A 25,748-nucleotide genomic window follows, 5' to 3' on the forward strand; every position below is an offset into this window, starting at 1 on the left:
CCGAGAGTTCCTTTCACTTTTTTACTTGTATATCCATTTCGGTAGTTATCTTTTTCTTCTGTTCTATCGTATTTTTCGTATCCTAGTTCTTCATCTAATTCAGCTTCTAACATTTCTTCTAATATCGTTCCTGATATCTCTTTTAGAAATCTGGTTACATCTGGTATTGTTTTTAATCCTTCTTTTTTGATCAATTCTTTGAAAAATGCTCTTTTTTCTCTTCTTTTCCTTGTTTCTTCTTTCATTTTAAAAAACACCTCCTTTGGTTTTATTTTACTACCAAATTCGGTGTTTTTTTATTTTACACAAAATTTCTTATACTCTCTTCCCTACAGCCAAAAAAGGGATTTTTAAATTGGAAATATTTTTATAATCATAAAATCTACTTTCGTTTTGGCCTACTTTTCTTTTTGAAACCTTTTTAGAATCAAATATTATGAACCTATGAATTATTTTTATGTTTGTAAATAATTCAAAATTAAAATCGTTTGAATTTTCTTTTTTTGCGAGATCATTTATCATTATTTCAGAGATCCATTTCAATGTTTTTCCAGAGTTTATAAATTTGTATATGTATTTTTGTTTATTATATTTATCTGATTTTAGTTCAACATGAAGGATGAATAAAGTTTTTTCGTCTTGTGGTTCTGGTATTATTATGTAGTCTGGAAAAGATTTTTCTTCTGTAAAAATTGGAAATATTTCAAAATCTTCTTTTTGTTTTTTGAAGCTTTCTGGATCAAAAGGTAATATTATTTTTCCTTTATTTTTAAAATCAATTATAGTTTCTTTGTTTTCAGCACCTTCATCTTGTTCAATTAAAATTTCAAATCTTTTATTTTTTTGGAATTGATATTTTTTGCTAATATTATTTAATATGTGTTTGTAAAGGTCGTATGATGTATATTTTTGTTCGTTCAAATTTCTTCATCTTCGCTTTCCATAATAGAATAATATATATCATCTGATATATCTTGTATTTTGTTTATTGAATCTTTAAAATTTTTTAAGTCTAACCCATTTAGCTTATCAAATTTAAGTTTTTCTATTTTTCCATTGTTTATAAAATAAGAGTTAACTTTTTTATGGTTTATTATCATTTTTTCTGAATAATCATGTTCTTTTATTATTTCTTCTTTTCCTTTAAAATCTTGGGATAATAGCATTAGATTGTTTATCTCCCTGATTATAAAATCACTATGTGTGCTTATTATTACTTTTAAACCTGAGTTGATCATTTTTGCAAAGAATTGCGCCATTTTTCTTTGATTATCTGGGTGCAAGTTCATTTCTGGTTCGTCTATTAATACAATATCGCCTTTTTTGGCGTAATAAAGAAGGTAGTAATATAATCCAAATAATGATTTTACTATTGAGGATGAATTGTTTAATGATAATTTTGTGTTTGTGTTTTTTGGAATATAGTAAAAACCAGTGTTATCGATAGAAAAATTTCCTTCTAAAATATTGAGAAGATCTTCAGCTAAGTCATTATATAGATCGTTAGGCTTTTGATTATTAGACAAGCTAATTAAAAAATTATAATAATGGGTTATTGGATTTGAATAAGTATACCTTGATGAAAGATTAAATAATGTTTTATTTGTTTTTTTGTTTTTATTTTCTCCATATAAATCAGAGTTTATAGTTCTTAAATAATTTAATTCGTTATAAAATATGTTAATTCCTTCTCTTATTGAGGGGATTAAAAATGCTGAAGAATATATGTTTTCATGTATATAATCGAATATAAAATCTTCAGTTATATCTTTGAAAACATTTAACGATATGTCTCCTAAATCTAAAGGATTGATAGTAAGTTGTGATTTATATTTAGAAATTTGTTCTATTTGTATATCTGGGCCATTTATGAACCTTAGTCTTCTTTTTTCAGTATTTTTATTTTCGAATTTTTCTAAAAATTCTTTTTTTGTATAATCGACTTCTATAGTAGAATTGGATAATAATTCTTTTTTCATGTTGAAGAAGATATGTAAATCATCGATTGTGTTTTCAATTAACTTTGGTAAGGTATTTTCAATATAATTATCTGCTAATGTTTTTATGTCTAATTTTAGAGATTTAAATGCATCCTTATTTTTAATGTCTAATACTGAGAAATTTTTATCTTTATGAATTCTTTTGGAATTAAATGGATAGTTTTTTGATATTTTTGAAATAATAGCATAGAATAAGTAAGATACGTAAGTTTTTCCTGAATTATTTGGGCCACATATTATAGTAAGGTCGTTGTTTTCTATTTTTCCTTCTTTAATAGGTCCAAAATTTTTAATGCTTATTTTCATTCTAAAAACCCCTTAATTTATTTTTGATTTTAATTATTCACATTAATTTTATCATAAAAACTATGATTATTATCTTTTCGTTTAGATATAAGAAAGATAAGCATAGACTATGCTTTGATGGAAAAATCTGAAAGAGTGTTTACTATTATGGCGGATTACGAATGGTCTGATGTTGGGAACTGGAAGATAGCGAAAATTTGTTTTACAAATTTTCGGTTGTTTGTTGTTGGTAAAAATCTCTAAAAAACAAAGACAAAAAGGCCTAAACTCCTCCCCTGTTTCACAGGTGCTCCTCTAACACATTTAGAGGAGAATTAAAATCTAAAACACCCTTGTAATAGAAATCATAAATGATTTCTGTTGGAGGATCGATGTTGGTAGTTGGAGGTAAAAACCTTTAAAAAACAAAGACAAAAGGCCTAAACTCCTCCCCTGTTTCACAGGTGCTCCTCTAACACATTTAGAGGAGAATTAAAATCTAAAACACTCCGTAAAGTGCGACATCCCTCTAATAGTCATTTCAGAGGGGAATTAAATCCATAAATAATAATTGTAGATATCAACTTTTGTTGGTATCTATTTTATTTATATAATAATTTATTTAGTTTTTTATCAAAGGAAAAAATTTCATGTTTATCAACATTATTATAAGAAATAAGGATGGTATCCACAAAATCTAATTTTTTATTTGAGTATATTTTCAATGCATTTTTTATTACATCCATATTATTTGTGGTGATATTATAAAAGCGCAGTAATTCTGAAAGGATTTTATTAATTTCTTTTCTGTTTACTGAATATACTTTTTCTAATACATACACTATTTCTGCTATTACCTCTGTTGGAATAAAGATTTCATTGTTTTCAATAATATCTTTTGCTTTGTTAGATAATTTTTCGTTATCTTGTAGAAGATATCTTAATACAACATTGGCATCAACTATTTTCATATTTATCTTTCACCATTTTTTCCCAAGCTGTATTTTCTTCATTTATTAATTCTTGATTCTTATATTTTTTTAAAGAACCTTGGAGAGATTTATGACTTTTTTTTGTTTTAGTATTTTCTTCGTAAGGAAGTATTATTACTTCGACTTTTTTATTTTTTAGATCATCTGGTAAATCTATTATTTTAGATAATTCTTCACTATTTGTGATTTTTCTAATATAACTCATATTAACACCTCCATTTTGTTTCTTATATAAAATTATATCATATAAAAATTGTTTCACTATTTTTGTTGTTTAGTTTGGTAGCAAATATTAATTTAGTTAAAAAATAGACTCGACAGGTTCAGAGTGACAAAAACAAGGTCGAAATGACATTTTATAAATTTTTATTGAAAGGATGTTATTGAAAAAGTACAGAGATTAATTAAGATATTGATTTAGACTTTCATTCTTATCAAGATAAAGAAAAAGTAATGAAAGAAAGGAAAAAGTGAAAAGATTTCTTGAAGACTTAATTAACATAAAAATAAAACATAAAGAGTATCTGTTTGAATTTGCTAAAGGAAATTATAGACCGGAGTTATTATTCGAAGGAGAAACATTAAAAAACATCGAAAAACATCCAATGGCAATTTGGAAAACTTCTAGAAATTAATGAAATTATAGAAACGGAGAACGGAATTTTGGTAGCAAAAGAGGACATGGTTAATGATATTAGGGAGGTTTATAGGGAAATTTATAAATAAATTTTCCGGTTGCTGGTTGCTGGTTGTTGGTTGTTTGTTGTTGGAAAGATCAAAAACAAAGTCTCTAAAACACCCCGTCAGTTTCACTGACACCCCTCTAATAGTCATTTTAGAGGGGAATTTAACCTCTAAACACCCCGTCAGTTTCACTGACACCCCTCTAATAGTCATTTTAGAGGGGAATTTAACCACTAAACTCCCCTGTAGTAGAAATCACAGATTTCTGTTGGATGATGGAAGAAGTTAATTATGATTTTTATAAAATATTAATCAAAGTATTGTATAATAGACATAGGAGGGATTGATATGCCAACAAAAACAGATAATTCTTTGTTTAATAGAATTGAATATATTAAAAACACTATGGAGATAGAAGGTTATAAGATGGATAAAAAAGATTTAGAATTTTTTAAAGAGATAGAAGATAATAAATACTCTAAAAAACAAATTATACAAAAAATATTGAAGGCTCATAATATTTAGATGAAAGATTATGATTTAAAGGATAATTACTATTGTTATAATGGTTCTATTGTTTTAAAAAATAAATTTGATATTAAAGATAAAAAATTATTAGATTCAGTGGAAAAGGATATCACTGGATCTATTCTTTTATTGTTGCAGTCAAAAAACTTTCATAAAAAAGAAAAGTATTTGATTGAGTATGAATATGATGAATTCATAGAAAAATTAAGTTATTTTATTACAGAATTAAATATTATTCATCCTTTTAGAGAAGGAAATGGTAGAGTTATTAGAGAGTATTTTAGAATCCTTCTGGAAAGGAAGAATTTGTTTGTAGATTATAGTGATAAAGAAAAATATCTAGAGGCTATGATAGAGTCTCCCTATAACATGAACAAGTTGAAACAATTTTTGAATAACAATTTAAAAAAATATTGAACAGTAGAAATCACAGATTTCTGTTGGATGATGGATGTTGGAGGATCGAGGTTGGAGGATAGCGAAAATTTGTTTTGCAAATTTTCGGTTGTTGGTTGATTGTTGTTTGTTGTTGGAAAGATCAAAAACAAAGTCTTTAAAAAACAAAAAACTAAACTACCAAAATGCTAAAACGCTATTTTATTTCTTTTTAGGTTGGCATCTTTTTTTGATGTATAATGATATAAAAATGCATTAAACAGGTGATTTTATGAAAGGAAGAAAATATATAATAATAGCGTTGGTATTTTTAATAGTTTGGGTGGGGGTTATTCTGTTTTTTGGGACAAGAAGGCCAGTGGAATCTTCAAACCAATCTTATTTTGTATATAATGCTATTAAATCAATAGATAATGTTTTTGATTTTTCAGATACGAAATGGTTTAGAGAGATAGAAGTATTTTTGAAGAAACTATGGCTTAGAGATCAATACGCTGATTCTATAGCACTGATTAGAAAGAGCGCGCATTTTGGGATATATTTTATACTTGGTGGTTTTTCTTGGTTATTTGGGTTTTTGTATTCAAAGAGATTTTTGATAGGAGCTCTGCTTGGAGTTTCTTTACCAGCCCTTATAGCTTCTATAGATGAATATTCACAAGAGTTTGTTGGAAGAGGGTCTGCATTGAACGATGTTATTATTGATATTTCTGGAGCTTTTTTTGCTAATTTAATTATTATGGTTGTTTATATTGTTTATAAGATTTGGAAGAAAAGGGGAGAAATCATGAAATGATTTCTGATGAATGTTCGCTTCGCTCACGAGGAATGCAGCGAAGCTGCGAGTTGGCGTTTTGGCTGATTGGAATTTTGGATAAGATCTTTAAAATCAAGGATAAAATCTCTAAAAAACAAAGACAAAAAGGCCTAAACTCCTCCCCTGTTTCACAGGTGCTCCTCTAACACATTTAGAGGAGAATTAAAATCTAAAACTCCCCGCAAAGAGCAGCACCCTTCTAATTTCTCATTTCAGAGGGGAATTTAACCACTATAGTAGAAATCATAAATGATTTCTGTTGGAGGATCGAGGTTGGAATTGGAAGAGTGAAAAGTAGCAGTTTGGCAGATTAGCATTTTAGCATATTTGAAAAACTAAACTACCAAAATGCCAATACGCTATTTTTTGTATTTTATGTCTTCCAAAAGATATATCATATCTTTTATTTGCTTTGGATCTATTTTTTCTCCTAATAACGCTATTACTGCTAAACCAAAGAAACTACCGAAGAAACCAGTGAAAAATCCAGCCCATTTTGAACGGTTTCTTTTATCTGCCATTAACCACCCAACAATTCCAACGATTATGTTCAAAACTATAACAATGATAAAACCAAGTGTACCTGAAAATGAAATATAATTTTCTATAGACATTTTTATCCCCCTTTGTAATTTAGTAGATCAACAACTATTATATAATAAAATCATGTTAATTAATCAATCAGTTGATTAGTTTATTATAGAAATAAGGCAGCTTTCGCTGCCTTATTTTTGGAGATTTTCTATTATTGTGTAGATCATTCCGCCAGATAGGGTTAGTTTTATTATCCAATCCAGGATTTTTTGTTTTGTAACCTGTGATTCTCGTTTTCTTATTTCAAGAGTGTCTAATAGTCTTGATATTAGTTCTTCTTTGAAACCGTTGGAAAATTTGTTTACCTTTGTATGAAGTTCTTCCATCATGACTTCGTTTTTTAGAAGTTTTTCTTCTATTTTGTCCAGTCTTTTTGAAAAATCTTCAACGTTAGATGTTGTTTTTTCCATTTTTATCTCCTTTCTCTATTTTTTAGGAAATAGTATTTTTGCCAGTTCGTCTATTAGTATGGATAACAGTATTTCCATATATGGGTTGTAAAGGTTTAGTTTTTTTAAAAGGTGTATTACTGCGTTCATTACTACTTTCTTTTTTCTTTCGCCGTTACCAGGCATTTCTACTATTTTCATTATGTTTGGTAGTATTCCCATTATTTGGTCCATTTTGGCGCCTCCTTTGAAGAAATTGCTGTTGCAATCTCTATTGTTTTGTTTATAGTTTTTAACGATACTCTTAATGTATAAGAGGTTAAAGTCCCCTCTAAAATGATCATTAGAGGGGTGTCAGTGAAACTGACGGGGTGTTTTAGAGGTTTTAAAAAAGGGTGCTTTTCCAGCACCCTTAATTTTAAACCAATAAATCTGTGATGTTTGTTTCTGTTGTTTCGATGTAGTTTGCTTCGTCGATTACTGCTGTTGCTGGGACTACCACTCCGATCATAGCTGTCATTGCTGCTTCAACTGTTGCTGCATCGAGAGCAGGTTTTGGATCGTTTAAAGATATGTTGATTGTTCTTCTTTCTGCGTTGTCATAAAATTTCATTGCTAATTTAGTCATGTTCTATCCCTCCCTTATACTATCTCGTAGTTTTCTGTGTATGAATAGTTTGCTGTTTCATTGGCGGTTAGTGATACTATTGCGTCAAAACCAGTTTTGATTTCTGCTTCTACATCTGAATAAAGGCTGAATGTTTTTGAAGATTTGCTTCCGTCAATTGGGTCTATCCAAGTTACTTTTCCTGCTTTCTTGATTAAATTCATTGGCATATTAGCCACCTCCATGTTTTTTGATTTTTTTGTTGTGGTGATCACCGACATTTAAATTATATTTTTTATTGGATTATTTTTCAGATTTTTTATACATGTTTATACATATGTAGGTGGAAATAGTTTTGATTATTGAGAAAGTTTGGAAGTATGTATGAGTTTGTTTTGTCTAAATGCAAGTTTAGAATTTGCTGGAGCAAATTTTCGGTTGTTGGTTGATTGTTGTTGGAAGAGAAAATCTCTAAAACTCCCCGCAAAGAGCAACACCCCTCTAATTTCTCATTTTAGAGGGGAATTTAACCACTATAGTAGAAATCAAAGATTCTGTTGGAGGATCGAGGTTGGAGGATAGAGAAAATTTGTTTTGCAAATTTTCGGTTGTTGGTTGATTGTTGTTGGAAGAGTGAAAAGTAGCAGTTTGGCAGATTAGCATTTTAGCATATTTGAAAAACTAAACTACCAAAATACCAATACACTGTTTTTTTAGGTTGGTATCTTTTTAGTAGTTCTCCATATTTTTAAGAAGTTAATATTAACCGTAACCCATTCTAATGAGAAAGAACTAAATTAATGTTATTACTATTTTTATTAATGATTCAATTTCTTCCAAGAGTTATTATTTAATAAAAGATGCTATAATTTAAATATAATAGATTAAAGGTGATGAAATTGTTTGAAATAATAAACTTAAATGATAAAGAATGGAATTTAAATAAAGAAATAAACACTTCCGGTAGAAATAAAAAATACTGGTTTAGAAATAATAAGGAAGAAGTACTGTTTAAGTTCATCAAGCCTAATACTAGAGAACACGTATCGGAAAAAATAGCTTATGAAATTGGTGAGTTATTAAACATCTCTGTGGCTAGATATGATTTTGCTAGTTATAATAATAATGAAGGGTCAATAAGTTATAATTTTAAAGAAAAAGAATCTAATATTGAATATTTTGAAATTGTAAAATTTATTATGGATGAATACCCGAATTATGATTTTAATACAATGAAAAATGAAAACAATGGTAAAGATTATTCTTTTGAATTATGTCTTGAAATACTTGAAAACTTGAATGGTGAAAAATTAATAGAAGACTATATCAGAATGATATTATTTGATGCTTTAATTGGTAACAGTGATAGACATCATAGTAATTGGGGGTTATACAATAAAAGAGATAAATATTATTTTGCTCCATTATATGATCATAGTCCTTCTCTTGGGTTTAACTTAACTGATAAAAAAATAAAACAATTTTATAAGGATAAAAGATATCAAAATTCAGTTTTGTATAGCAATTCAAAATCATTATTAAAAATAAAAGATAAAAATATAACAAAACATTTTGATATTGTAAAATAACTTAAGAATCATTATAAAGATATTTTAATGAATTTCAGTTATAATTTACAAGGAAGTCTTTATGATAAGAATATTGAAAAAATAATCAATAATATACCTAAAGAAATAATAGGTGAGTTTTATAAAGATTTTTTAAAAGAACTAATAGTTAATAGAAGAGATAGGTTAATCGAGGTGATTGATGATGAATGAATTAAGAGTTGTTCATAACAGAAAAAATGAAAAAATAACTGTTGGATATTTAAAAAGAATCCCTCAAGGGTTTTTATTTGAATATGACGAAAACTACTTAAAGAATAATAAAAAGATTTTCTTTGCAAAATCAAAAGGGAATAAATTTATAAATAATAAGATGTTTGCATTTTTCAAAAGCAGACTTCCAGATGAAAAAAGGCCTGATATTCAAGAAATTTTAGAAAGCTATGGATTGAAAGAATATGATGATTTTGAACTACTTGCAAAGACAAAAGGCAAGATTATGACAGATAATTATGAATTTGAAAAAATGAAATAGATAGTTGGTCTTAGACTTTTTTTCAGAAGTATCAGAGTGATATTATAAAATTTATTAAAAATTTGCTGCTGTTGTTGGATATTATATATTATATCGTTCGATTCCAAAAAACGTCACTCAGGATGACAAAAATTAGAGATATCAACTTAGGTTGGTATCTTTTTTATTTTCTCACTTGACAAAGAGAAATATAATTATGTATAATTTACATGAGGTGATTTGTATGAAAAATTTTAAACCAATAAAAGTTCATAAAAAAGAAGATTTTGATATGATTGAAAATATTTTTTCAAAAGATTTTTCTGAACAAGATAAAAAAAAAGCAAATGAAAATAAAAGAATTCGATCAAAAATATTAAAGAAAGTTATGAATTAGTATATGATTGATTTGGAAAAATATGTCAAATTATATAACATAAAAGTTTTTAATTTTATTGATTTTAAAAAGAAATTCTCTAAAAAATTAAATAAATTATTAAATTGTTTTGACTGTAATACAAATGATGATGAGTACAAGTATTTTTTAACAGAAAATGCTTGTACTTTTTCTAATTTAAATTTAGCAGTTACATATATTGTTTTTGATACAAAAGAAGAAGTTATATTATCATATTTTACTTTGAGTGCGAGCACTATAGAAGTTACTAATTCAGAAAAAAAGAAAATTTCTTCAGATATACCGTTTAGTTATATTCCAGCCTTGCTCATTGGTAAATTAGCTGCAAATAATAATGAGGATTATGAAAAGCTTGGTACTATAACAATACAAATTATTTTTGCTCTTGTTGAAGAGTTAAAAGAAAAGATAGGATTTCGAGTATTAAGTGTAGATGCAGATTTAGATGCTTCACCCACTATAATAGAGTTTTATAAGAAATTTAACTTTATTTATAATAGGAAAAAATACTTTGATTCAAGTAAGAATGAGTTGGATATACCTGATAGCGGGACAATAACAATGTATATAGATGTTGAAAAAATTGTTTAATAGATAAGTTTTGTTTTTTGAGAGCAAATTTTTGGTTGTTTGTTGATAGTTGTTGTTTTTGTTGGTAAAAACCTTTAAAAAGCAAAAACCAAGTGCCTAAACTCCTACCCTGTTTCACAGGTGCTCCTCTAACACATTTAGAGGAGAATTAAAATCTCTAAAACCAGAGGGGAATTTAACCCTTAAATACCAAAAAAAGATATCAACTTGGGTTGATATCTTTTTTTCTTTTTTGAAAAAATAGTAAAAAAATGATGTATAATATAAGTACAAATGATGTTGACAAAATTGTACAAAGGATAAGATATTATGGATAAATCAGAATGTATAAGTATTATAGAAGAAGAAATAGAAAATTTTGATATTTTTAAAAGTGATCACAGAAAATTATCTGACGGAAAAAATCTTTGTTTTTTTAAAAGTTTCCAAAGAGAATTTGAAAGTTTTCATGATTGTGAGAAGTGCTATTATTATGAGTAAGGGAGTGAAGAATATGAAATGTTTAAATTGTGGTGAAAAAATGGATAAAAGAATAGTTAAATTAAACGACGATTATTTTGAAACTTTGAATGATCAAAAAATATCTATGTATTTTTGTGATAATTGTGGTGAATCTTTTTTTGATACTGATGAGTTTAATGAGTTGGTTAAGAAAAATATGTATAACTTGAATAAAGATAAAGAGGAAATTTCAAAAGATAAGATTTTTGAAGTGAGAGAGAAATACAATTTATCTCAAAAAGAGATGTCTTTGATTTTAGGAAGATCTATTTCTTTGGTATCCAAACTTGAGAATGGAGAAAGAAAATTAGTGGGGACTCTTAGAGATATATATACTGATTATTTTTTTCAAGGGAAAATTTTGGATTTTGTTGAAAAATATAAGGATGATATTCCAAATGAAGATTATAATAATATTGTAAGAAAGATAAAGTTAAACAAAAATAATGTTAAATACAAAGAAAATATTTCTTTGGAAAATGGGATGAATTTTATAGAAGATAATATAGATAATTTTATTAGTAGGGAAGAGATGGAGTGTGAAGAATGTCTAACAGCCGCCTAACAAGAGAGGAATTTATTTTATTTAATAAATTACTAAAACAAATAGATTTTTTTGATTTAATACATTTAAATTATAGTTATTCTTTTGATGAAGACAAATTAAAGAATAATTCTGAGTTGGTAGTTGATGTCAATTTTTCTTACGATGACAAAAAATATATATTTGATGATGGATTGTTGTATGTTTTTCCTAAGTATTTTATAACTATTGAATCAGAAGAAATATTTTTTAAGTTAGAAGTAAAATATAAGGCCTCTTTTGAAATAAATGATAAAGAAGAAGTTCAAAAAATTTTAAGTGACGAAAAGGTAAGTGATTTTTTCTTTAATTACCAGGTTAGTAAATTTGTTTGGGGCTTTTTGAGAGAAGATTTAAATAGAGCGACATCAAAAATAGGGATCAAACCTTTGGTTTTAAAAAAATTAAGGTAGAAGGTGTTTTCAATGATTAATAATATGGACGATTTTATTAAGTATTTAGATATGTTATCCAATGAAGAGTTAAGAGAAGAAATGGAAAGTTTTGGAATTGAATTTAAAAAAAATAATGAATTATATGATTTTAAAAAAGAAAAAAAATATTAAAAGAAAAACCAGAAATCAATGATTTCTGTTGTTTGTTGATAGTTGTTAAGATTTTTCTTTGAGAAAAATCGTTGTTGGTAAAAACCTTTAAAAAACAAAAGGCCTAAACACCCCTGTGCTTCGCACTTCCCCTCTAAAACATTTAGAGGGGATTTAACCGCTATAGTAGAAATCATAAATGATTTCTGTTGTTAGTTGATAGTTGTTGCTAAAAACAAAGCAAAACCTCTAAAACCAAGTGCCTAAACTCCTCCCCTGTTTCACAGGTGCTCCTCTAACACATTTAGAGGAGAATTAAAATCTAATACACCCCTGTGATAGTTGTTGGTTTATCTACCAAAGAATTCTTTCATGTCTTCTGTTGAGAATTCGAATGGGAATTTTATTGGTTTGTTTTCTTTTGTTGATTTGTATATTGCCAGCACTACTTCTACTGCTTTTTTGCCTTCTTTTCCGTCTACGTAAGGTTTTCTTCCTTCTATTATTGAATCATGAAAATCTTTGTATAAAGGAGTATGCCCTGCTCCGTAAACTGTTTCTGGGTCTGGAAGTGTTTGGAATGGGTGTTCTGTTTCTTGTTGTATGTTCCAAGTTTCTATTTTGTTTACAGCGAGGCCACCTATCACAACTGTTCCTTTTTCTCCAAATACAGACAGAGTTTCTTCCAGATTTTTTGGGTATGTGTTTGCTGTTCCTTCGATTATTCCAAGAGCACCGTTTTTGAATTTTATTATTGCAGATCCAAAATCTTCTGCTTGAATGTATGGGTGGTTGAAGTTGTTTATTTGTCCATATACTTGTTCTATTTCAGAGTTCATGTTCCATATCAAAAGGTCTATGTTGTGTGTGCATTGGTTCATCAAAGTTCCTCCGTCTTGTTCCCACGTCCCTCTCCAAGGAGCTTGTTTGTAGTAACCTTCGTTTCTGTTCCATCTTATGGATGCTTGCCCGTGGTATATATTTCCAATGTCATTCGACTCTATCTTTTTTCTCAATTCTTGTATTGGTGGGTTGAACCTGTTTTGAAAACATACTCCAAGATTCACGTTTTTTTCTTCGGCGGTTTTTATCATGTCGTCCATGTGTTTTGTGTTTAGTGCCATTGGTTTTTCAGTTAGAACGTGTTTTGAATTGTTTAAGAAGAATTTGGATATTTCATAATGTTTTCCAGATTCTGTGGCTATTACCACTGCATCAAATCCTATTTCTGCCATTTTTGTGTAATCGGTGTATATTTTTGGCCTTTTTAATCCATTTTCTTCTATTATGTTTGCGAGGTTTTCTGCTTTTTCTTTTTGTATATCGCAAACTGCTTCAAGGCTTATATAGCCTTTGTTGTTTATGAATGCTTCTGTGTGTTTTTTGGTTGCTATTCTTCCACAACCAACTAAAACAAATTTTAGCAATGTAATCGCTCCTTTATATCAAGAAAATTTTGTCTTTGTTTTCGTGGTGTTTATCTTTTAAAGTGTTTTTTGTGTCGAGTATTACTTTTGCTTTTTCAACGAGCATATCGTAATCAACGTTGTTTTTGTGGCCTGTTGTTATTATTACTGCGTCTGCTGATTCTACGAGTTCTGGAGTTAGTTTTTCTGTTTTGTATTCTTTTCCGTTTATTTTGAAAGTTTCTACGTATGGATCAGAGCAAACTACATTAGCCTTTTTGGATTCGAGTCTTTCTATTACTTTTAGTGCTGGGGATTCTCTCATGTCTTCTATGTCGTTTTTGTAAGCCACTCCCATGAGTAGAATTTTTGCACCGTTTAAGCATTTTTTGTTGTCGTTCATTATGTTCGTTAGCTGTTCTACCACGTAATCTGGCATTGAGTCGTTTATTTCTCCAGCCATTTCTATCAACCTTGTGTGGTAATCATATGCTCTTGCTTTGTAAGTTAGATAGAATGGGTCTATTGGGATACAGTGCCCACCAACCCCTGGACCAGGATAGAAGGGCATGAAACCAAATGGTTTTGTCGATGCAGCGTCAACAACTTCCCAGATGTTTATCCCCATTTTTTTAGCTACTATGGCCATTTCGTTTATAAAAGCTATGTTAACTATTCTAAAACTGTTTTCCAATATTTTTGACATTTCTGCTTCTTTTGGAGAAGATACTGTGAATACTTTTGCGTCTAACACGCTTTCGTATAGTGCTTGTGCTACTTTTGTGCATTCTTCTGTGACTCCCCCAACAACTTTTGGAGTGTTTTTTGTTTTGTAGGTGATGTTTCCTGGATCCACTCTTTCTGGAGAGTATGCGAGATAAAAATCAACCCCTGCTTTTAATCCGGATTCTTCTAATATTGGGAGCATAATTTCTTCTGTTGTACCAGGGTATGTTGTGCTTTCCAACACAACCAATGTTTCTGAATGTATTCTTTTTGCGACTTCTTTTGTTGAAGCTTCTACGTATGTGAGGTCTGGTTGTTTGAATTTATCAAGTGGTGTAGGAACACATATCATAACAGCGTCACATTCTTTTATCCTGTCGTAATCTGCTGTTGCAGATAATCTCTTGTTTTTTACTATGTCTTCTAATTCTTCGTTTACCACGTCGCCTATGTAGTTTATCCCTTTGTTCACTTTTTCTACTTTGTCTTCTTGCACATCGAAACCGAGTACTTCGTATCCAGCTTTTGCCTTTTCAACTGCAAGCGGCAGTCCAACATATCCGAGTCCTATTACACCGATTTTTGCACTTTTATCTTTTATTTTGTCTATTAATTTCATTTTTCTTCCTCCTCAAAATATTTTTTTATATTTTCAACAACGTATTCCTGTTCTTTTTTCTTTAATTCTGGGAATATTGGTAGTGCAAGTGTTGTTTTTGTTGCGTGTTGTGTTACTGGGAAATCGTCTTCACTGTATCCAAGTTCCTTGAAACATTCTTGAGAATGTAGCCCAACTGGATAATAGATGGATGTTCCAATGCCTTTTTCTTTTAAGAAGTCTTTTAGCCTATCTCTGTTCCCTTTTTTGAGTTCAACCACGTATTGGTGGTAAACATGGCTTTTGTCTGTTTTTGCTTCGGGATATTTTATCTTGTCTTCTAAATTGTGTTTTTTGAATAGTTCTGCGTAATTTTCTGCTTTTTTGATTCTTTTTTCTATGTATTTTTCAAGCTCTTTTAGTTTTATTTTCAATATTGCTGCTTGTACTTCGTCGAGCCTTGAGTTGAATCCGACTTCGTCGTGGTGGTATTTTTTTGCGGCTCCGTGTACTCTGAGTTTTCTCATTCTTGCGGCGAGGTCGTCGTTGTCTGTTATTATCATTCCACCGTCTCCGTATCCACCGAGGTTTTTTGTTGGGAAGAAAGATATCGTTCCAACGTCTCCGACAGTTCCTGCGTAAACTTCTTTTCCGTCTATTTGTTCTCTTGCCCCAATTGATTGAGCGTTGTCTTCTATTATTTTTATTCCGTATTTTTCTTTTATTTGTTTTAGTCTTTTTAGGTCCATCGATTTACCAAACAAGTGAACTGGGATGAACCCTTTTATCTTTTCTTTTTCAGGGTGGTTTTGTAGGATATCTTCTACTTTGCCCAGGTCAATGTCATAATCTTTTTCTGTTATGTCTACGAATAGTGGTTTTAGTCCGTTTCTTGTTATCGATGATGCTGTTGCGAAGAATGTATACGGTGTGGTTATTATGTAATCACCTTTTTCAAAGTTGAGTGCTTTTACGGCAATCAACAGGGCGTCAGATCCACTCGCAACACCTATAGCATGTTTTGTGATTAGATATTTTTGTACGTTTTCTTCCAACATTTTCACGTTGTCCCCGAGTATCACCCTTCCAGATGCGAAAACTGCATCGAGATTTTTTAGTATTTCTTTTCTGAGTTTTTCGTATTGTCTTGTCATGTCAAACAAAGGTACTTTCATGAACTTATGCCTCCTTTTCCAGAGAAACGTCTCCGTTTTCGTCTATTTTAAATATGTATAGTTTTTTTATTTTGTTTTCTTTTGCGTTTTTGAGTATTTCTTCTGAATGTCTGAAACTGGCTATTATTACTGCATCGTATTTTTCTTCTTTTATTTCGTTTGGTGAGTATATGTCTATTCCGTGTATTTTGTCACCGTGTTTAGATAATGAGTCATCTATGAACCCAATGACTTCCATGTTTTCAGAGTTCAAAACTTTTAAAACAATTCCGCCTATGACTCCAGCACCGTAAAGCAAGATTTTGTTTATGTTGTTTTTTTCCAAAACGTTTATGACGTTTAAAAAAGAATTTTTGGTATCAGAATACATTTTCGATACTTCATTCACAAATGAAACTGTCAAAAACTGCAGTCTCTTTTTTCCTTCATCTGTCAGTTCGTATTTCATGTTTCGCCTGTTTTCTCCGTCTTTTATTAGGTATTCTTTTTCTTCAAAATCTTTTAGGTATCTGTTAACCATGGAAGGAACAATCCCAACATTTTTTGCCAGCTTGTCCTGAGAAATGTTCTCGTTTTTTGATATTAATTTTAAGATCATCATCTCTCTGAAATTCGGTGATGGATTGAAAAAATTGTATTCGTCAAGTTCTAACATTTTATTACCACCTTTTTATTCATTCACTAAGTGAATTATAACATTATTTTTCTAATTATTCAACAGGTGAATGATAATTTTTTTCTTTTATGATAGAATATAATGGATATAAATAAGAAGACTTTATTAAAAATATATAATTTGCAGGAGGTAAAAAATGATAAAAAACAAGAGGATTTTACTAACAGGTGGAGCAGGGTTTATAGGGACAAAGTTGTGTGGGTTATTGGGAGATGATAATGAAATACTAATATATGATAGTTTAGCAAGAAATTCAATAAAAGGTACAAATTTATTGGAAAAAGAAAATATAAATTTAGTAAAAGGCGACATATTAGATTATAACCATTTAGAAAAAACAATAAATGAATTTAAGCCACAAATAGTAATACACATGGCAGCGATAGCCGGAATAGACACAGTAATAAAAAGCCCAATAAAAACAATGGAAGTAAATATGATAGGAACATATAATGTATTAAAAGCATCAGAAAAAAACATGAAGATAATCGAGAGATTTTTAGATTTTTCAACAAGTGAAGTATTTGGATCTTATGCATATAAAGTAAATGAGCAAAGCACAACAAATCTTGCACCTGTAGGGGAAGCAAGATGGACTTACCAAGTTAGCAAGATAGCAGGAGAACATTTAGCACATAGTTACTATAAAGAATATGGATTACCTATAGTATCAATTAGACCTTTCAATGTATTTGGACCAGGACAAGTTGGAGAAGGGGCAATACATGTATTTGTAAAAAAGGCACTAAAAGATGAAACGATAAGTATACATGGAGATGGAGATCAAATAAGGTCATGGTGCTATATAGATGATTTTGTAGATGGAATAATGTTAGCATTAGAAAAAAAAGAAGCCATAGGACATTCGTTTAATATAGGAAACCCAAGAGGAACAATAACAATAAACCACTTAGCTGAAATGACAGTTATGTTAGCTAAATCAAAATCAAAAATAGTACATGTACCAAAAAATTATGTAGATGTTGAATTAAGAATACCAAGTATAGATAAAGCAAGGAAGTTGTTAGACTATGAGCCTAAAATAGATTTAAGTGAAGGAATATTAAGGACTTTAGACTGGTATAGAAAAACAATGGAAGGTAATGATAAATGATAAAAATCACAACTCCAGTATTAGGGGAAGAAGAATTAAAAGAAGTAAAAAAAGTACTCGATTCGGGATATTTGGTACAAAATAAATACGTAAAACTAATAGAAGAATTTATATCTAAATATGTAGGAACTAAACATGCAGTTGCTGTTAGTTCTGGAACTGCTGCATTGCATTTGTCCTTATTATCATTAGGTATAAAAGAAGGGGATGAAGTAATTGTCCCAGATTTTACATTTCCTGCAACAGTTAACGTAGTAGAAATGGTGGGTGCAAAGCCTATATTAGTGGATATAGACCCAGAAACTTTTTGTATAAATACAGAAGAAATAGAATCAAAAATAACAAATAAAACAAAAGCAATTATGCCCGTACATGAATTTGGGAACAGTGCTAACATGGATGAAATAATAAAAGTTTCTAAAAAATACAATTTAAAAATAATAGAAGATGCAGCGTGTGCATTGGGAACAGAATATAAAAAAAAGAAAATAGGAAGTATAGGAGATATTGGTTGTTTTAGTTTTCATCCGAGAAAATCAGTTACAACAGGAGAAGGTGGAATAATAACAACAAATGATCCAGAAATATATGAAAAATTACAAATATTAAGAAACCATGGGATATCAAAAGTTGAAGGAAAAGTAGATTTTGTACTTCCTGGATATAATTATAGATTAACAGATATACAAGCGGCAATTGGAGTTGTACAATTAAAAAAATTAGAAGAAATAATAGATAAAAAAATAAATTTAGCAGAAATATACAATAGAGAATTAAAAAATATAGATAAAATAAGAGCACCAAAATATCAAGAAGAAGTAAGGCATACTTATCAGACTTATCATGTGATATTAAGTGAATCAATAAATAGAGATGAAGTAATAAAAGAATTAAAAAAGAATGAAATTGAAAGTAATTATGGAGCTTATGCAATACATGCACTAAAATATTATAGAGAGAAATATAAATTAGATGATTCAGAATTTAAAAATTCACTAAAGGCATATAATCAAGGGTTGGCTTTACCACTAAGTTATGAGTTGGATGAAAAAGATGTGATTTTTGTGGTGAAAAAATTAAAAGAAATTATACAAAAAGGATGATTCAATGAAACAAGAAGAATTCAATAAAATGATGGATAATTATATAGAAGAAAAAAGAAAAAAAATGAAAACGCAATGGAATAGAATATTACCTACAAATGAATTGCTTTTTGATAGATGGGAAAAAGCAGAAATGTTGAACTCAGGGGAAAACACCAGTGTTTATGATAGTTCTGTAATTATGGGAAATGTAAAAATAGGTAGAAATGTATGGGTAGGACCGTTTACAGTAATTGAAGGGATTCATGGAGTTGTTGAAATAGGAGATAATTGTAATATATCAAGTGGAGTACAAATTTTCACGCATGATTCTGTAAAAAGGGTTTTGTCCAGTGGGGAAAAAGATTTAGAAACTGGAGATGTTTATATAGGAGAAAATACCTATATAGGCGGTCTAACTATTGTTTCTAAAGGAGTTTCAATAGGGAAATATTGTGTTATAGGTGCAAATAGTTTGGTAAATAAAGATATTCCAGATTATTCAATAGCTTTTGGAACACCAATTAAAGTTATGGGAAAAGTTGAATTTCAAGATGGAGATATTAATTTTGTCTATTTTTAATAATGTTTAGGAGTTATACAAATGAAGAAAAAAACACGTATTTTTGTAGGGTTAGTAGAGGTTGCCGGGTATTTTGGAAATTTAAAAAAAGGGTTTTTAGAAAATGGTGTTGAATGTGAATTTATTACTTTAGATAATCATAAATTTAATTATGGTAATGAAGATAGAAATATATTTTCAGAGTTAATTAAAAAAATAAACAAAATTAATTTGAAAAATAAGAAAATTTATTTCATGTTGAGCTATTTTTTATCCATTATTCCAAGATTAATGTTATTAATTTATATACTTTTTAAATTTGATGTAATTATCTATTCTTTGAATTCTACATTATTAAGATTTTTAGAACTTCCTATCTATAAGCTTTTTAATAAGAAAATAGTTTATGTTTATTTGGGCTCTGATTCAAGGCCTCCGTATTTAAATGGTTGGTTTGTGAATTCAGGTAATTATAATTCAACTTATAAGAGAAGTATTAAGAAAAAAAAGATTATAAAAAAAGTAGAAAAGTATGCTGATTATATTATAGACTATCCGCCTCAAGCACATTTTCACGAAAGAAATTTTATCTCAGGTTTGACAGTTGGATTCCCAATAAGTGGCTTTGAAGAACAACCAAAAAAAAGGGAAAAAATAAATAAAGATTATATAAGAATTTTGCATGCCCCTTCATCTCCAATTATTAAGGGAAGTTTCAATATTGATAAATACATTGAAAATTTAAAAAATAAAGGTTATAACATTGATTTTATAAAAATTGTTAATAAAGAACATTCAGAAGTGATTCAAGAAATTAAAAACTGTGATTTCGTAATTGACCAAATGTATAGCGATACACCTTTAGCAGGATTAGCTACAGAGGCTGCGTTTTTTGGTAAAGCTTCAATAGTTGGCAGTTATTATGTTAATTATATAAACAATGATGTAGAGAAAAGGTTTATTCCTCCATCTGTTTTTTGTTTACCAGAAGAATTAGAATCAAAAATTGAATATTTTATAAATAACATAGATCAAATTAAAGAGATAGGAAGAGAATCTCAAAAATTTGTTAAAAATAATTGGGGTTCTAAAGTTGTAGCAAGGAAGTATATGGATGTTATCAATGGTAAAATTCCAAAAAGTAATTATTTTTCACCATACAATATTGAATATATATATGGAGTAGGGACATCAAAAAGTCAACTAAAAAATTTTTTGAAAAATTATTTACATGAATACGGTGAAAAAGGATTATGCTTAAATGATAAGCCAGATTTAGTAGAAAGAATTAAAAAATTTATCGATACAAAATAAGAAGGGATATTATTGGAAAATAGCAGACAATTTTTAAAAAGATTAGCAGGATTTTCAATAGGACCTATAGGAGCAGCATTATTAGGATTCATAAATGTACCCATTCAAACGTGGTTAGTAGACCCAGCCCAACTCGGTAAAGCTTCCATGTACACAATGGCTTTTTCATTGACCTCACTTTTTTTGAATTTGGGAATAGATCAGGCTTATGTAAGAGAGTATAATGCAGAAAAAGATAAAAAAAATCTATTGTGGAACACATTTCTAATTCCGTTTATATTTTCCATAATTATAATGTTTGTGTATTTATATTTTTATGAGCCTATATCTGTTTTATTATTTGATTCTGTTGAAAAATATATAATACAAATATTAGCATTTGTTTTGCCTTTTGCAATTATTTTTAGATTCAATACTTTAATAATTAGAATGAAAGAAAAAGCAAGATTATATTCTTTTGTTCAAATTTTTCATAGATTGATGACTTTAGGTTTTACAGTGATAATACTACTTTTTTTTAATAGGAACTTTAAAGGTATCATCCAAGCACAGTTTTTTTCCATGGTTTCAATAGCAATAATTACAACAGTAATAAATCTAAAAGATTGGATTTATAAATTCAAAATAGATAAAAAACTAATTAAAAAAGTCACTTTATTTGGATTGCCATTGATTCCAACCTCAATTATGATGTGGGTATTGAATTCTATGGATAAAATAGCTCTAAGAACATGGGCAGATTTTGAAGCCATAGGGCTTTATTCAGCAGCTTTTAAAATTGTTAGTGTTGTTGTAATAATACAACAAGCATTTGCCACTTTTTGGGCTCCTACAGTATACAGGTGGTATGAAAGTGATACACCGTTAAGAAAATATGAAATGGTGAGTAATAAATTGAATAGTTTGTTGACATTACTTTTTGCTTTTATAGTTTTGTTCAAAGATCAAATTATTCTGATATTATCCCCAGAATATAAAAATGCAGCAATAATAGTTCCTTTTTTAATGTTTTATCCAATAATGTATACTTTAGCTACAACCACATCCATGGGAATTAATTTTGTGAGAAAAACTTACTATAATATTTTAGTTACTGCAATAGCTTCAGGTTTAAATATTTTAGGCAATATATTATTAGTTCCCCAATTAGGTGCTTTAGGAGCTTCAATTTCTACCGGGATATCATATATAGTTTATTTTCTTATAGCTACTATTTTTTCAAGAATGCTCTGGGAAAAAATGGATATAAAAAGACATTTTGTATCCATATTTTTAATGGTAGTTATGGCAAGTTTATCTGTAGTATACAATAATTTTTATATAGATTTAGTTATGTTTGGGATAATATTTGTCTACCATTTCAAAGAGTTTTTATGGGGAATGAAATTATTCAAACAATTAATTATTGAAATAAAAAACAAAAGGAGTAAATGAAGTGAAAATACTTGTTGTGGGTTACATGCATCCAAAATATGATAAAAGGGTTTTCAGGACTGTAAAAGCTCTATCTAAAAACAATGAAGTGATTTATCAGTATTGGACTAATCAACATGAAAAGGGATATATTGAAGGAAATATAAAATATATTCCAATATATTATGTTAAAAATACCCATGATAACCCAATGAAAAAGCTGAGAAGAAGAAGAAGTTTGGATAAGGATATAAAAGATATAGTAAAAAATGAAAAATATGATGTTTTGTATATGCATCATTTTTTAGCAAGTAGACCAGTTGCTCCTTTTAAAGAAGCTAAAAAGAGGGGAAAACAAGTGTTTTTTGATATCCATGAATACCACCCAGAAAACTTTTTGAATAGTTTGGAAGGCTTTACAAAAAAGATAAAAGAAGCAATTGTTTGGAACTTTTTTAAAAAGCAAATTAATTATTCTGACAAGCTGGTTTTTGTTTCTGAAGATATGAAAAAAGATATTTTAAAAAGTTTGGGAATTGAAAAAGACTACTTTGTTTTAAAAAATTATGCAAAGAATTCTGTTGATTCAAAAAGTAAAAAGAAGAGTATAGCTTTTGTTGGTGGTGTTAATAGGAATTTGGATGATGAAAAAGAGATATTAAAAGAGTTGATTAATAGAGGGTTTGAGTTTAACATTATTGGAATGGAGACGGATTACTTTAAAGAAATAGATCATAACGCTACTTCTTTTTTGCCATATGAAGAGATGATGGAGCGTTTGTCTGAAGAAGCCTTTTCTTTGATATCTTTCAATACTGTTAACAGTAGGAGCTATAAGAACGATGTTTTTTCCTTACCGAATAAATATTATGATTCAATAGCAGCAGAAACCCCTGTTATAGTTAGAAATAGCTTTGTTTCAATGGCAAAAGAAGTGGAAGAAAAGAACATCGGCGTTGTAATTGACCCAAATGATGTGAAAGATTCAGTACAAAAAATAGAAAATGCATATGAGAATTACGAAGAAATGATGGAAAATATAAAAAAATACAAGCATGAGTTTGTTTGGACAGAAGAAATTGAAAAAGATTTTGTCGATTTTGTTGTTGATTAAGAGGTGCGTTTATGAAAAAAGTGTCAGTAGTTATACCAACTTTTAATGAAGAAAAGTATATAAAAGAGTGCGTTGATTCTGTTATTAATAATGACTATCCAAATAAAGAAATAATAGTTGTCGATGGGATGAGCACAGATAACACAAGGGATATCTTGAAAAGTTATGAGAATATAAAAATTTTGGATAACGAGAAAAAGATAACCCCCATTGCAATAAATATAGGAATAAAAAATTCCACAGGGGATTACGTTATGATAGCTGGAGCTCATACGACTTATTCAGAAAACTATATTTCTGAATGTGTTAAAAGACTTGATGAAAACAAATGTGCTGTTGCTGGCGGAGCAGTTGTTAATAAACCTGGTGATGATTCTTTGATTGGAAGAACTATTTCAGAAGTTTTGAGTCATCCTTTTGGAGTTGGTGGAGGGAAATATAGAACTGGTTATTCAAAAGAGAGTCTTGTTGATACAGTTGCTTATGGGGTGTATAAGAGAGAAATTTTTGAAAAAGTGGGGTTGTTTAACGAAAATTTAGTGAGAAACCAGGATATCGATTTGAATTTGAGGATAAAGAGATCTGGATATGATATTATACTGGTGCCAAAAGCTAAGGCAACTTATTATTCAAGAACTAATGTTATTAAATTGATTAAGAACAATTTTTCTAATGGATATTGGGTTATTAACAGTGCAAAGTTTTCAAAAATTCCTTTTTCAGCAAGGCATTTGGTTCCTTTGCTTTTTGTTTTGTTCATAATTTTTGGAGGCATTATATCTTCTTTTGTTGGGTTTTTAAAAATGGTATATGTTTTTGTAATAGCTTTTTACTTTGCAATAGATCTTTATTTTTCGACGAAAATAAAGTTTCAAAAGAAAAAATTATCCATATTTTTACTTTTTATAACTTTTTTCCTTTTACATGTTTCGTATGGCATTGGATCATTAATAGGGATTTTAAAATATGGAGTAAAAAATGGCAGGTGATTTTCATCACCTGCTTTGGTTTTATATTTTGAGCACTATTTTGTTCCCAAGTAGACAAGTATATATTTATTATGTTATAATATATATAGAAAAATATTACTTATTAGGTAATTAAAATGGTGATATATGGATATCATATATAAAAACAAGCAAATAAAAAAAATATGTACCAATTTTAAAAAGTCTAAAATTCAAATTGGAGATAATGCATCCGAAAAATTATTTGCAGTGATTAATTTTATTGAAAATGCAAAAAGCTTTAAAGATGTTGAAAATATGCCGCGTTCTTTTAGATTTCATAAATTAACTGGAGATAGAAAAGGAACATATTTTATTAGTTTGGGTAAAACAAAATACAGACTTATAATTGAACCTTTAGATGAAAATGAAAAAGAGATTAAGACTAATGATGATAAAGTAATAAATGAAATTACTAAAATGGTCATTATATTGGAGGTGAGCGATCATTATGAATAAAATTGAATATGAAGAGATGGTTGCATTTCATCCTGGGTATTATGTCAATGACTATATTGAAGGATATGAAATGACTCAAGAAGAGTTTGCCAAAAGGTTAGATGTTTCTCCTAAACATGTTAGTGAATTGATTAATGGCAAAAAGGATATTAGCAATAATTTGGCAAAGAACTTATCTCTTATGACAGGAACTAGTGTTGAATTATGGATTAACTTGCAAAAAACTTATGATGAAATAAAAATGGAAATTGAAAAAAGAAAGCAATTGGAAAAAGATGCTGAGATAGCAAAGATGATCTCTTATAAATATTTTGAAAATCTTGGAGTAGTTGAAAAAACAAGTAATAAATATGAAAAAGTCAAGAATTTATGTGGGTATTTAAATATATCCAAACTTACTCTTTTAGAAAAAACTGATTTGTTGTCAAGTTTTAGAACATCCGGTAGTGTGGGAAATAAAAGACAAATTATTAATTCAAATGCTTGGTTACAAACTGCCATTAACGAAGGAAGAAAAAAAGAAGTAAAAGACTTTGATATAAATAAATTGAAAAAATCTATTCCAAAAATCAGAGAATTGACTTTGAAAAAAGAGAATGTTTTTTTACCTGAAATTGAAAAAATATTTTATGAATGTGGAGTTTCTTTTGTTAAACTGCCCCGTTTAAAGAGTTCTGGTGTCAATGGGGTTGTTAAATGGTTGAATAAGAAAAAAGTCATTTTGGCCATAAATGATAAAAATAGATATTCTGATATTTTTTGGTTTTCTCTATTTCATGAAATTAAACATGTTTTACAACAAAAGTTAAAAAAGGTTATAGTGAATGACGAGAAAAATATTTTGGAAGTTGATGAAAAATTAGAAAAAGAAGCAGATGATTTTGCGAGAGAAACTTTGATTCCTTCTGAAAGTTTTTATGGTTTTTTTGAAAAAAAGGAAATATCTGAGGAATCTATAATTGAATTTGCAAAAAGTGTAAAAATTCATCCTGGAATTGTTGTAGGCAGGTTACAAAAAGAAAAGTTAATAAAAAATAATCAGTATAATTTTTTGAGAGAAAAAATAAGCAGGTGATTTTCATTCACCTGC

At 28.8% G+C, this 25,748-nt stretch carries 36 protein-coding genes; 22 read left to right on the top strand and 14 right to left on the bottom strand.

Annotation, left to right across the window (positions count from 1 at the left end; genetic code table 11):
• From BLS00_RS10935 to BLS00_RS09810, 5 genes are all read right to left on the bottom strand, one after another.
• On the bottom strand, positions 1 to 245 hold a 245-nt coding region (locus tag BLS00_RS10935; RefSeq protein WP_176759900.1), incomplete at its 3' end, for a transposase.
• Between the two features lie 70 nt (positions 246 to 315).
• Positions 316 to 921, bottom strand: coding sequence for a hypothetical protein (locus tag BLS00_RS09795; RefSeq protein ID WP_091405509.1), 606 nt, complete (start codon positions 919 to 921; stop codon positions 316 to 318).
• Positions 918 to 2,306, bottom strand: a complete 1,389-nt coding sequence (locus BLS00_RS09800) for an AAA family ATPase (protein ID WP_091405511.1) — start codon at positions 2,304 to 2,306, stop codon at positions 918 to 920. The genes BLS00_RS09795 and BLS00_RS09800 overlap by 4 nt, the downstream gene beginning before the upstream one ends.
• Positions 2,307 to 2,887: 581 nt before the next feature.
• A complete protein-coding gene (locus BLS00_RS09805) occupies positions 2,888 to 3,256 on the bottom strand; it encodes a type II toxin-antitoxin system VapC family toxin (RefSeq protein WP_091405513.1) in 369 nt (122 codons plus the stop codon).
• Positions 3,243 to 3,482, bottom strand: coding sequence for a hypothetical protein (locus tag BLS00_RS09810; RefSeq protein ID WP_091405516.1), 240 nt, complete (start codon positions 3,480 to 3,482; stop codon positions 3,243 to 3,245). The genes BLS00_RS09805 and BLS00_RS09810 overlap by 14 nt, the downstream gene beginning before the upstream one ends.
• Before the next feature lie 265 nt (positions 3,483 to 3,747).
• Between BLS00_RS09810 and BLS00_RS10670 the strand changes: the two genes are divergently transcribed.
• The 4 genes from BLS00_RS10670 to BLS00_RS09820 all read left to right on the top strand — a co-directional run bounded on the left by BLS00_RS10670 (position 3,748) and on the right by BLS00_RS09820 (position 5,681).
• Positions 3,748 to 3,912, top strand: coding sequence for a hypothetical protein (locus BLS00_RS10670; protein WP_176759901.1), 165 nt, complete (start codon positions 3,748 to 3,750; stop codon positions 3,910 to 3,912).
• A gap of 397 nt (positions 3,913 to 4,309) precedes the next feature.
• A complete protein-coding gene (locus BLS00_RS10675; RefSeq protein WP_167849003.1) occupies positions 4,310 to 4,486 on the top strand; it encodes a hypothetical protein in 177 nt (58 codons plus the stop codon).
• Positions 4,487 to 4,906 carry a Fic family protein gene (locus BLS00_RS09815; RefSeq protein WP_091405517.1) on the top strand — a complete coding sequence of 140 codons (420 nt, stop codon included), beginning with the start codon at positions 4,487 to 4,489 and terminating at the stop codon, positions 4,904 to 4,906. It abuts the gene before it with no gap.
• 250 nt (positions 4,907 to 5,156) lie between these two features.
• A complete protein-coding gene (locus BLS00_RS09820) occupies positions 5,157 to 5,681 on the top strand; it encodes a VanZ family protein (protein ID WP_091405520.1) in 525 nt (174 codons plus the stop codon).
• A gap of 380 nt (positions 5,682 to 6,061) precedes the next feature.
• Here the strand turns inward: BLS00_RS09820 and BLS00_RS09825 are convergent, their stop codons facing one another.
• The 5 genes from BLS00_RS09825 to BLS00_RS09845 all read right to left on the bottom strand — a co-directional run bounded on the left by BLS00_RS09825 (position 6,062) and on the right by BLS00_RS09845 (position 7,522).
• Entirely contained in the window at positions 6,062 to 6,316 is a 255-nt protein-coding gene (locus tag BLS00_RS09825; RefSeq protein ID WP_091405524.1) for a hypothetical protein, read from the bottom strand.
• Positions 6,317 to 6,427: 111 nt separating this feature from the next.
• Positions 6,428 to 6,706 (bottom strand): hypothetical protein, encoded by a 279-nt coding sequence (locus BLS00_RS09830; RefSeq protein WP_091405527.1) that lies wholly within the window; start codon positions 6,704 to 6,706, stop codon positions 6,428 to 6,430.
• A gap of 15 nt (positions 6,707 to 6,721) precedes the next feature.
• Positions 6,722 to 6,919 (bottom strand): hypothetical protein, encoded by a 198-nt coding sequence (locus tag BLS00_RS09835; protein WP_091405530.1) that lies wholly within the window; start codon positions 6,917 to 6,919, stop codon positions 6,722 to 6,724.
• 184 nt (positions 6,920 to 7,103) lie between these two features.
• Positions 7,104 to 7,313: a DUF2922 domain-containing protein gene (locus BLS00_RS09840; RefSeq protein ID WP_091405534.1), complete on the bottom strand. Its 210-nt coding sequence runs from the start codon at positions 7,311 to 7,313 to the stop codon at positions 7,104 to 7,106.
• Between the two features lie 14 nt (positions 7,314 to 7,327).
• Positions 7,328 to 7,522: a hypothetical protein gene (locus BLS00_RS09845; RefSeq protein ID WP_091405537.1), complete on the bottom strand. Its 195-nt coding sequence runs from the start codon at positions 7,520 to 7,522 to the stop codon at positions 7,328 to 7,330.
• Positions 7,523 to 8,185: 663 nt separating this feature from the next.
• Between BLS00_RS09845 and BLS00_RS09855 the strand changes: the two genes are divergently transcribed.
• The 9 genes from BLS00_RS09855 to BLS00_RS10695 all read left to right on the top strand — a co-directional run bounded on the left by BLS00_RS09855 (position 8,186) and on the right by BLS00_RS10695 (position 12,033).
• The gene (locus tag BLS00_RS09855; protein WP_091405544.1) at positions 8,186 to 8,881 is read left to right on the top strand and encodes a HipA domain-containing protein; all 696 of its coding nucleotides are present in this window, start codon (positions 8,186 to 8,188) and stop codon (positions 8,879 to 8,881) included.
• A gap of 27 nt (positions 8,882 to 8,908) precedes the next feature.
• Positions 8,909 to 9,073 (top strand): hypothetical protein, encoded by a 165-nt coding sequence (locus BLS00_RS10680; RefSeq protein ID WP_176759902.1) that lies wholly within the window; start codon positions 8,909 to 8,911, stop codon positions 9,071 to 9,073.
• Positions 9,066 to 9,395 (top strand): HipA N-terminal domain-containing protein, encoded by a 330-nt coding sequence (locus tag BLS00_RS09860; RefSeq protein ID WP_176759903.1) that lies wholly within the window; start codon positions 9,066 to 9,068, stop codon positions 9,393 to 9,395. Before BLS00_RS10680 ends, BLS00_RS09860 begins: the two co-directional genes overlap by 8 nt.
• A 223-nt stretch (positions 9,396 to 9,618) precedes the next feature.
• Positions 9,619 to 9,771, top strand: a complete 153-nt coding sequence (locus BLS00_RS10685) for a hypothetical protein (RefSeq protein ID WP_167848900.1) — start codon at positions 9,619 to 9,621, stop codon at positions 9,769 to 9,771.
• A 3-nt stretch (positions 9,772 to 9,774) separates the two neighbouring features.
• Positions 9,775 to 10,383 (top strand): hypothetical protein, encoded by a 609-nt coding sequence (locus tag BLS00_RS09865; protein WP_091405551.1) that lies wholly within the window; start codon positions 9,775 to 9,777, stop codon positions 10,381 to 10,383.
• A 309-nt stretch (positions 10,384 to 10,692) separates the two neighbouring features.
• Positions 10,693 to 10,863, top strand: coding sequence for a hypothetical protein (locus BLS00_RS10690; protein ID WP_167848901.1), 171 nt, complete (start codon positions 10,693 to 10,695; stop codon positions 10,861 to 10,863).
• A 13-nt stretch (positions 10,864 to 10,876) separates the two neighbouring features.
• The gene (locus tag BLS00_RS09870) at positions 10,877 to 11,449 is read left to right on the top strand and encodes a type II toxin-antitoxin system MqsA family antitoxin (protein WP_176759904.1); all 573 of its coding nucleotides are present in this window, start codon (positions 10,877 to 10,879) and stop codon (positions 11,447 to 11,449) included.
• The gene (locus tag BLS00_RS09875) at positions 11,431 to 11,880 is read left to right on the top strand and encodes a hypothetical protein (protein ID WP_091405556.1); all 450 of its coding nucleotides are present in this window, start codon (positions 11,431 to 11,433) and stop codon (positions 11,878 to 11,880) included. The genes BLS00_RS09870 and BLS00_RS09875 overlap by 19 nt, the downstream gene beginning before the upstream one ends.
• Positions 11,881 to 11,892: 12 nt before the next feature.
• Positions 11,893 to 12,033, top strand: coding sequence for a hypothetical protein (locus tag BLS00_RS10695; protein WP_176759905.1), 141 nt, complete (start codon positions 11,893 to 11,895; stop codon positions 12,031 to 12,033).
• A 329-nt stretch (positions 12,034 to 12,362) separates the two neighbouring features.
• Here the strand turns inward: BLS00_RS10695 and BLS00_RS09880 are convergent, their stop codons facing one another.
• The 4 genes from BLS00_RS09880 to BLS00_RS09895 are packed head-to-tail and all read right to left on the bottom strand — an operon-like array spanning position 12,363 to position 16,572.
• Complete coding sequence (locus BLS00_RS09880) at positions 12,363 to 13,439, bottom strand: Gfo/Idh/MocA family protein (protein ID WP_091405559.1); 1,077 nt, start codon at positions 13,437 to 13,439, stop codon at positions 12,363 to 12,365.
• A gap of 13 nt (positions 13,440 to 13,452) precedes the next feature.
• Positions 13,453 to 14,763: a nucleotide sugar dehydrogenase gene (locus BLS00_RS09885; RefSeq protein WP_091405562.1), complete on the bottom strand. Its 1,311-nt coding sequence runs from the start codon at positions 14,761 to 14,763 to the stop codon at positions 13,453 to 13,455.
• Entirely contained in the window at positions 14,760 to 15,917 is a 1,158-nt protein-coding gene (locus BLS00_RS09890; RefSeq protein ID WP_091405564.1) for a DegT/DnrJ/EryC1/StrS family aminotransferase, read from the bottom strand. The genes BLS00_RS09885 and BLS00_RS09890 overlap by 4 nt, the downstream gene beginning before the upstream one ends.
• Before the next feature lie 4 nt (positions 15,918 to 15,921).
• The gene (locus BLS00_RS09895; RefSeq protein ID WP_091405567.1) at positions 15,922 to 16,572 is read right to left on the bottom strand and encodes a winged helix-turn-helix transcriptional regulator; all 651 of its coding nucleotides are present in this window, start codon (positions 16,570 to 16,572) and stop codon (positions 15,922 to 15,924) included.
• Between the two features lie 157 nt (positions 16,573 to 16,729).
• On the opposite strand from BLS00_RS09895, the gene BLS00_RS09900 reads away from it, so the two are divergent.
• The 9 genes from BLS00_RS09900 (at position 16,730) to BLS00_RS09940 (ending at position 25,733) form a co-directional block, all read left to right on the top strand.
• Positions 16,730 to 17,707, top strand: a complete 978-nt coding sequence (locus tag BLS00_RS09900) for an NAD-dependent epimerase/dehydratase family protein (RefSeq protein WP_091405569.1) — start codon at positions 16,730 to 16,732, stop codon at positions 17,705 to 17,707.
• On the top strand, positions 17,704 to 18,810 hold the full coding sequence (locus BLS00_RS09905; RefSeq protein ID WP_091405572.1) for a DegT/DnrJ/EryC1/StrS family aminotransferase: 1,107 nt from the start codon (positions 17,704 to 17,706) through the stop codon (positions 18,808 to 18,810). Before BLS00_RS09900 ends, BLS00_RS09905 begins: the two co-directional genes overlap by 4 nt.
• A gap of 4 nt (positions 18,811 to 18,814) precedes the next feature.
• Entirely contained in the window at positions 18,815 to 19,372 is a 558-nt protein-coding gene (locus BLS00_RS09910; protein ID WP_176759906.1) for an acyltransferase, read from the top strand.
• Positions 19,373 to 19,393: 21 nt separating this feature from the next.
• Positions 19,394 to 20,665 carry a glycosyltransferase gene (locus BLS00_RS09915; protein ID WP_091405574.1) on the top strand — a complete coding sequence of 424 codons (1,272 nt, stop codon included), beginning with the start codon at positions 19,394 to 19,396 and terminating at the stop codon, positions 20,663 to 20,665.
• A gap of 12 nt (positions 20,666 to 20,677) precedes the next feature.
• Positions 20,678 to 22,099, top strand: coding sequence for a lipopolysaccharide biosynthesis protein (locus BLS00_RS09920; protein WP_091405577.1), 1,422 nt, complete (start codon positions 20,678 to 20,680; stop codon positions 22,097 to 22,099).
• A 1-nt stretch (position 22,100) separates the two neighbouring features.
• Positions 22,101 to 23,192, top strand: a complete 1,092-nt coding sequence (locus tag BLS00_RS09925; protein WP_091405578.1) for a glycosyltransferase — start codon at positions 22,101 to 22,103, stop codon at positions 23,190 to 23,192.
• 11 nt (positions 23,193 to 23,203) lie between these two features.
• A complete protein-coding gene (locus tag BLS00_RS09930) occupies positions 23,204 to 24,181 on the top strand; it encodes a glycosyltransferase family 2 protein (protein WP_091405581.1) in 978 nt (325 codons plus the stop codon).
• 126 nt (positions 24,182 to 24,307) lie between these two features.
• Positions 24,308 to 24,658 carry a BTB/POZ domain-containing protein gene (locus tag BLS00_RS09935; protein WP_091405584.1) on the top strand — a complete coding sequence of 117 codons (351 nt, stop codon included), beginning with the start codon at positions 24,308 to 24,310 and terminating at the stop codon, positions 24,656 to 24,658.
• The gene (locus tag BLS00_RS09940; RefSeq protein ID WP_091405588.1) at positions 24,651 to 25,733 is read left to right on the top strand and encodes a HigA family addiction module antitoxin; all 1,083 of its coding nucleotides are present in this window, start codon (positions 24,651 to 24,653) and stop codon (positions 25,731 to 25,733) included. Before BLS00_RS09935 ends, BLS00_RS09940 begins: the two co-directional genes overlap by 8 nt.
• Positions 25,734 to 25,748: the final 15 nt, after the last annotated feature.

The sequence above is a fragment of the Geotoga petraea genome (assembly GCF_900102615.1).
Lineage (GTDB): Bacteria > Thermotogota > Thermotogae > Petrotogales > Petrotogaceae > Geotoga > Geotoga petraea.